General features: G+C 37.6%; 5 protein-coding genes and 1 pseudogene. 5 read left to right on the forward strand and 1 reads right to left on the reverse strand.

The annotated features are described in order from the left end of the window. Together F6K18_RS10690 and F6K18_RS10695 are read left to right on the forward strand one after the other, a co-directional pair. Nucleotides 1–464: pseudogene (locus tag F6K18_RS10690) on the forward strand (serine/threonine protein kinase); the annotation flags it as partial. 717 nt (nt 465–1181) lie between these two features. Next, the gene (locus tag F6K18_RS10695; RefSeq protein ID WP_287520721.1) at nt 1182–2030 is read left to right on the forward strand and encodes an alpha/beta fold hydrolase; all 849 of its coding nucleotides are present in this window, start codon (nt 1182–1184) and stop codon (nt 2028–2030) included. A 171-nt stretch (nt 2031–2201) separates the two neighbouring features. Here the strand turns inward: F6K18_RS10695 and F6K18_RS10700 are convergent, their stop codons facing one another. Next, a complete protein-coding gene (locus tag F6K18_RS10700) occupies nt 2202–3215 on the reverse strand; it encodes a patatin-like phospholipase family protein (RefSeq protein ID WP_287520722.1) in 1014 nt (337 codons plus the stop codon). Nucleotides 3216–3379: 164 nt separating this feature from the next. Here F6K18_RS10700 and F6K18_RS10705 point away from each other — a divergent pair, with 164 nt between their 5' ends. The 3 genes from F6K18_RS10705 to F6K18_RS10715 all read left to right on the forward strand — a co-directional run bounded on the left by F6K18_RS10705 (nt 3380) and on the right by F6K18_RS10715 (nt 6960). Next, nucleotides 3380–4165, forward strand: a complete 786-nt coding sequence (locus tag F6K18_RS10705) for an SDR family oxidoreductase (RefSeq protein ID WP_287520724.1) — start codon at nt 3380–3382, stop codon at nt 4163–4165. A 427-nt stretch (nt 4166–4592) separates the two neighbouring features. Then, nucleotides 4593–5039, forward strand: a complete 447-nt coding sequence (gene psbQ, locus F6K18_RS10710; RefSeq protein ID WP_287275978.1) for a photosystem II protein PsbQ — start codon at nt 4593–4595, stop codon at nt 5037–5039. A 748-nt stretch (nt 5040–5787) separates the two neighbouring features. After that, nucleotides 5788–6960 carry an FAD-dependent oxidoreductase gene (locus F6K18_RS10715; RefSeq protein WP_287520726.1) on the forward strand — a complete coding sequence of 391 codons (1173 nt, stop codon included), beginning with the start codon at nt 5788–5790 and terminating at the stop codon, nt 6958–6960. The last annotated feature ends 585 nt before the right edge of the window (nt 6961–7545 follow it).

The raw sequence follows: 7545 nt of genomic DNA on the forward strand, positions 1-7545 counted from the left end.
CTTTCAGTGGAACCTTTGTCGGAACTATTGGATATATGCCGCCAGAACAGTTACAAGGAAAAGCTTATTGTGCTTCAGATTTATATAGTTTAGGTGCAACTTTATTGTATTTATTAACCCATCGTTCCCCAGGTGAATTGCCTCAAAAAAGAATGAAAATAGATATTAGTTCTTGTGTGGAAATTTCACCAGAATTTATGAATTGGTTAGAAGTAATATTAGAACCTATATGGGAAGATAGATTTCAGTCGGCAACAGCAGCTTTGAATGTACTTAGTAATAAATCAGAAAATATTTATATTTATAATGATTATTCTGTGGTTAAATCTGCTCATCAAAAACCTCCAGAAAGTCTGGTTACTGTGGAAAAAACATCCAGTAGCTTAATTATTAATATTCCATCAGGTAGTTCTGTTTTTATCAAGCATTTTATACTATTATTTTTTCTCATTTTTTCCTGTTAATACTAACACTTTTTTATAGAAAAAATAATAACTTTCAGACCTATATTGTTTTGTTGAGTGCTTTGATGATGCTCTTGAATACATGGGTACAATCGAGCATTAAAGCTAATATACAAATCTATCAATCTAAGTTTTTAATTCACTGGAAAAACTTGGTGTATAATTATAAAATACGAGGTAAAGTAGAAGCAAGTTCCAAATTTCAAAAAGGTATTATACTTGCCTATTCCCATTTAAGTAAAAGAGAAAAAAAATGGCTAGATACTGAAATAAACGATTTTCTAGAACAATTAAAATTTCCAAAAAACTGGAAAAATCAGAAAAAAAATTATTAGATTAGTATAGATTTGATAAATTACCCTTTAATTATTATTGCCTGACAATACTATTATCCCAAATCCTGCTTTCAGCCTTTTTTGGTCGAAAAAAGTGTGCCTGTTTTCGGTCTAAAGAGCTGCAAAAAGCTAGTATTTTGGGGTGATTATGGCAGAAAAATCACGAGCGACAATTTTTACGACTACCTCCTCTATAATTTCCATTTCTCCTGTCTCCTGTCTCCTCTCTCCTGTCTCCTACCCCTACCACTCATACTTTATTCAGCAAACCCTAAGTAGTTAGTTTTTCTACAAAAAAAGTAGTTTAATCCTATCCCAATCAATTATTCCAATAAAATGATATAATCCCCAAGTTAATCTAGTCAAAAAATTAATAAAATAAATGTCAATTGAGAAAAAAAATATACAAGTCGGTTCTCTAGAATGGTTTTATCGGGAAGCTAAACCAGATGACGAAACAGATAAACTGCCAATTTTACTATTACATGGATTTCCTGCTCAAAGTCATAGTTGGACTGCTATGATGCCCGAATTAGCTGAAGCAGGTTATCGGGCGATCGCTCCAGACTGGATAGGTTGTGGTTTATCCCCTAAATTAGATAAACGAGATTTTTCTTACAAACCAGAAGCTTTTATTCAGGCTTTAACAGAACTAATTGATGCTCTAGAAATTGAACGATTTTATCTAGTTATTCAAGGATTTTTAGGTTCCGTTGGTTTACAATATGCTTTGCAAAATCGAGAAAAAATTGAGCGTTTAACTATTTTAAATACACCACTTTCTTCTACAGCAAAATTACCTTGGCAAATGAAACAATTAGGCATACCTTTTGTTGGTGATATGCTTGTTCAAGACCCTCTATTTGTAGATAGAACTTTAGAAAAAGGTAGTTGTTTAACAGTTGCTGATGAAGATTTAGATGTCTATCGTAGTCCTTATCTAAAAAGTTCTGCCGCTGGTAGATCCATATCAGCAATTGTGCAAAATTTAGACTTAAAAAAGTCAATGACAGAAATTGAATCTGGTTTTAAAGGGTGGCAACAACCTACATTAATTGTTTGGGGAACTAAAGACCCTTGGTTAGATGTTAGTCAAGCTGAAAATTTAGTTAATATTTGTGAAAATGGAAAGTTAGTTAAATTAGCAGAAGCTGGACATTACCCTCAAGAACATTGGTCTGGAGATATTACAGATGAACTACTGTTATTTTTGAGGAAGAAAGAACTTTAGCTTCCCGGTGTGGAATAATTGATCGCGTAGGGGTGGGTTAAAGGTTAGCATTAATCACACTCACTCTTGCACATCCAATAATTATGGCGAGGGCGAATGTCATTCGCCCCTACAGATGGTGCTTTAAAAGTCAATTTGCGTAAGTCCTGGTTAATTTGTTAGCTAGCGTAGCTACCAGTTGAGCAAGAATTTTTCTAATTTTCCTCGCACTTGCTCAAGATAAACATCTGTCTTATTTATGATTTTCTGCAAATTGTCTGGTCTAGCATCATCCATTGCTAGTAATGGATCTTTTAGAGGTAACTGTAGACGAATATAGCTTGGTTGCTCGTCATTTTGATTCACACTCATGATTTGTTCGGCAACATATTGATGTATATCAGTTGGTGCATCCATGAAAATATCTGCAATACGCACTGCCCATTGAATTTTTCCCCATCCTCTAGCTCGTTCCCAGGAAATTGGGGATGCTGGGTCTCCAGTACCAATAGATATTACTTTAATTTGCTCAATTACGTCTCCCAAGGATTCATTTTTATTTGAAGATTGCCGTAATAGTCTGATAGCTTCTGCCATAGCACAAGAAACAGGATTATTAGCACAAACCCCTCCATCAATTAAGGAATATACTTGCCCATTCTTTTCGATCCGGTAAGCAGGAAAATAAGTCGGGGCTGAGGAGGAACAGACACAAATTTCCCACAGTGGAAGTTGGGCGTACCAGTGGTCGTGAGCCCAGCTCTTAAATATGACTGGATTACGACCCATAGTATCATAACTAGGAATTAAGACTTTGAGCGAATCCATCAATTTATTAGGATCGGGCGTAATATCAACAAGTGTTAGGTCTACAAATTGCTTCTGAAGTACATCTATCAAACCTTTGTCTGAAAATTTAGGAGCAGAAAAACCATATTGTAAAATTAGTGGTAACCGATTAGGCGATAAGATAGATTGGTAAGGAAATATCTGCAAACCTTTTTCTAAATATAGATTTAACAATTCTTCAGGGCTTTTCCCCAGTGCAATTCCTACAGCCAATATAGACCCTGTTGAAGTACCAGCGATTAGATCGAAGTGGTCTTTTAAAGGGCTACCTAGTTGTTGCTCAACGGCCTGGAGAATACGGGCTGGCATGACACCCCGAATACCACCACCGTCCAAGCATAGAATACGAAAAGTCATAATATTATTATCTCCGGTATTTAGTTTAATTAATTTACCAAAACTGCTGGAAATTTCAATATTTAGTAAATATTTAATAAAATTTATATTCCTTTATACTATGATTAATTATGTAATGTAATTTTAGAACTTTACTTTACATAAGTAATCTCAAATGGAATAAAATGAAAACTGCATTAATTACAGGTGCTTCTTCTGGAATAGGTGAAATTTTTGCCCAAGAATTAGCAAGTAGAAAAACTAACTTGGTATTGGTAGCTCGTTCAGAAGATAAACTACAACAATTAGCCAATCAATTACAAAGTCAATATCAAATTCAGGCTGATGTAATAGTCCAAGATTTAACAGCACCAGCAGCAACAAATTCTATATTTGAGACAGTTTTTCAGAAAGGATTAACGATAGATTTATTAGTAAATAATGCTGGTTTCGGTGACTATGGAAATTTTACCGAGAGACCTCTAGAAAAGCAGGTTAATATGATTCAATTAAATATTACTGCTTTAGTAGAATTAACACATTTATTTTTACCTGGGATGCAACAAAATAAATCCGGGGCAATTATTAATGTTTCCTCAATAGGTGGTTTTCAACCTATGCCTTATATGTCAGTTTATAGTGCAACAAAGGCATTTGTTTTGAGTTTTAGTGAAGCATTGTGGGCAGAAAATCAAGATTCAGGGGTGAAGATATTAGCACTTTGCCCTGGGCCCACAAAATCAGATTTTTTCCAAAGAGCAGAATTTCCTCCATCTGTAGGTGGCTCTTCAATGTCAAAATTGACCCCTACAGAAGAAGTAGTAAAAGATGCTCTTCAAGCTTTAGAAAAAAATCAGTCTAATGTTGTGACAGGAGGCTTTTTAAATCAGGTAATTGTTAATACTTCCCGTTTTTTCCCACGAGAAACTTTAGTCAGTGTAGTAGAAAAACAGTTTAGAAGTATTAAATGAACGAAGGCAGAAGGCAGAAGGCAGAAGGCAGAAGGCAGAAGGCAGAAGGAACAATCTTCCCTCTACCTTAATTTTTTGCTGAAATTCAAGAAAATTTCTTCACATATAGCAATGAGCGCTGGTATATTTACAAATTGTAGTAGGGGCAAAAGAGCTAGAAGTCTTATATGATCGGCAATGTATTCCCCCTGTTCCCTATTCCCTGTTGCCTGTTCCCTGCGCACAGCGCTATAAAATGACCGAAACCGTTGTCTGTTCCCCCAATCTCCGCGTCCCCGCGTCCCCGCGTCCCCGTGTCCCCGTGTCCTACCCCCACCAACCAATTTTATCAGTAAACCCTAAGTATATATACTCCCCTTGCCAAAATGGTCATTTCCATTTTTAATCTAATATGGAATATTCAATTTAGTAGATAAATTCAAAGAGGATGATGTTAAATAAACGCTCGATAGTAGCATGGATGATGGCGCTGTTAGTAGCGTTTTTGGCAAGTTGTGGATCCCCTGCTCCACCGCCAACCTACTCAGATGCTCAATTACAAAAAATTGAACAGTACACAACGGGAATTGTCGCTTTGCGCGATCGCATGGATGAACTAAACACCCTAATTCAAAAGGAAGATTGGGTCAATGTAGATACATTTATTCATGGGCCTTTAGGAGACTTGCGGAGCAAGACTAACTATTTGACCCAAAGTTTGTTATTGCCAAAGGATAAAGCACCTGTGTTGGATGCAGCAAAGGAAGTATTTCAGGATTTAGAAGAAATTGATGTTGCAGCAGCAGCAAATGACAAACTGCAAGCGACTAATGAGTATACAAAAGCAATAGCAGATTTTGACACTTTCTTCAGTTTGATACCGAAAAGTAATTAGGGTTTACTGAATAAAGTCTTTTTGCTGGGGTAGGAGACAGGAGACAGAAGACAGGAGACAACCCACCCCTAACCCCTCCCAGGAGGGGAGAAATGGGAATTTAGAGGAAGTTAGGAGTAAGAATTGTCCCTGAATTTTTCTGCCCAACTATGCGCCTAAAATACGCTCCTTTTTGAGCGTTTTAGACGTGATAAGGTACTTTTTAAAGGCCCCAAAAAGGCTAAAATCTTTATATGTCAATGCTTTTAGATTTAATCAGCAAGCCCTAATTAAATAAGCGATCGGCAGTCAGCAGTCAGCAGTCAGCAATAAATGTTTAGAAGGAGATTTCAACCTCTCCTAAACCTTCCGGTTTATAGAAACCGGGGATTTAAACCAGAGCTCCTAAAAGCTGAAGCGCTGTTTGCCGAGCATTCGGGTACGGAAGTGCTAAAAGCTAATAGCTAGTTAAAACCCTACACCCAACCAGAAGTGTAGCGACGATAAATTTCAATATTACTTGATGGGGTGCGCACTGCGTACCCTATCTTAATTTCTACTTTACCCATTCACTTCTTCCTTCTTTCTTTTTCAATTATAAATTATAAATTTTTGGCGTTGGTGATTTTAGGTATGATATCATGTCAAGATAAGATCGCAATCAAAAAACTTTCTCCTTCTATTGCTCTTTCTTGTTCTTTCTTCCCTCCTGACTCCTGACTCCTGACTCCTGACTCCTAAGTAAATACACTAATTCAGCAACGCTAACATGACTCATATAGTAATTATTGGATGTGGAATTATTGGGGCATCGATCGCCTATCAACTGAGTAAAATTGAAGGGTTAAAAATTACGGTATTGGACAAACAAGCACCTGCTCAAGCTTCCACTGGTGCTGCTTTGGGGGTGTTGATGGGGGTAATTAGCCACAAAGTTAAAGGCAGACCTTGGAAAATGAGGCGCATGAGCGTCCAGAGCTATCATAATTTAATTCCTGAGTTGGAAGCAAAAATAAATCGCCCTATTTCTCATAACCGTGATGGTATTTTGTTGTTGTGTTTGCCTGGGGATGACTTAGATAGGTGGAAAAGATTAGTAGATATTCGGCAAGCAGATGGTTTACCATTGGAAATGTGGGATATTGCTCAACTGCGCGATCGCTCTCCTCAGATCGAGACATCTGAAGTTACAGCAGCTATTTATTCTCCTCAAGATTTACAAATTAACCCGGTTGAGCTTACTTTAGCTTTAGTGGAAGCTGCTCAACAAAATGGGGTGAATTTTCATTTTGGAGTAACAGTTGCGGAATATAATACTATAGCGCTACAAAATAACGAATATCGTTGTCAGCAAATACGGACAAAAAGTCTAGATCCAACTAAAAAAGCTCCTGTTTTGGCGAATGTAGACTGGTTAGTTGTGGCGGCGGGGTTGGGGTCTTTGCCATGTTTGCAAGGAATAAAAGATGGTAAGTTAAGGTCTCTACAACTGAAGCGTAAATCAAATCTTGACCGTAAATTTACTATTGTGCCTGTATTAGGTCAAGCTCTATATTTGCAAGGGCGATCGCCTCTAGGAAATCTAGATTTTCAGCCAGTGATAACTGGGGATGATGTGCATATTGTACCAGTGGGAGAAAATGAATATTGGGTGGGAGCAACGGTAGAATTTCCTGATGATGCGGGTGAGGTGGTAGCGGACTCTAGTAGGTTGGATACGGTGATGGAAAGAGCTATTAGTTTTTGCCCGAGTTTGGCAGATGCAACGGTGTTAAGAAAATGGTCTGGTTTGCGGCCGCGTCCGGAAGGTCAACCAGCACCCGCAGTGGGTTATTTGGAGGGGTTTAAAAATGTGTTGTTGGCAACGGGTCACTATCGGAATGGGGTGTTATTAGCTCCTGCGACTGCGGAAGCAGTGGAGAAAATGATTGTGAAAAAGTAAGGAAGAAGGAAGAAGGAAGAAGAAGTAGGGTGTGTTAGCGTCAGCGTAACTGAGCGAAAATTCAAATCTAGATGGTGCGTTACATTTCATTAACGCACCCTACTGGACTGCGGAAGCAGTAGAGAAAATGATTGTGAAAAAGTAAGGAAGAAGGAAGAAGGAAGAAGAAGTAGGGTGTGTTAGCGTCAGCGTAACTGAGCGAAAATTCAAATCTAGATGGTGCGTTACATTTCATTAATATCATGTTCGGATAATCAGTTATAATAAACCTTCTGCCTTCTAACCTTGCTCTTTCCCTTCAGCATAGCTGCCCTCTGCCTTCTGCCTTTGGTCCACAGATATTATAAGTATTCAACCGAACATGATATAACGCACCCTACTGGACTACTACCCCTCATTTATACTGCTATAAATTCTTCCTAATTTTTTTATAATGAAAAAGAACTAAAATATAACAGATGAAATAATTATGATTGAATGGTTAATTGCTTGGGGGGGTAGTGAAGCGGTTAAATTTATTGCTCAGGAAGTTATCGGAGAATTAGGTAAGGATGCCGCTGAAGACTATGTTAAAGATTTTTTAAA

It is taken from the genome of Okeania sp. SIO2C2 (assembly GCF_010692625.1).
Taxonomy (GTDB): Bacteria; Cyanobacteriota; Cyanobacteriia; order Cyanobacteriales; family Microcoleaceae; genus Okeania; species Okeania hirsuta.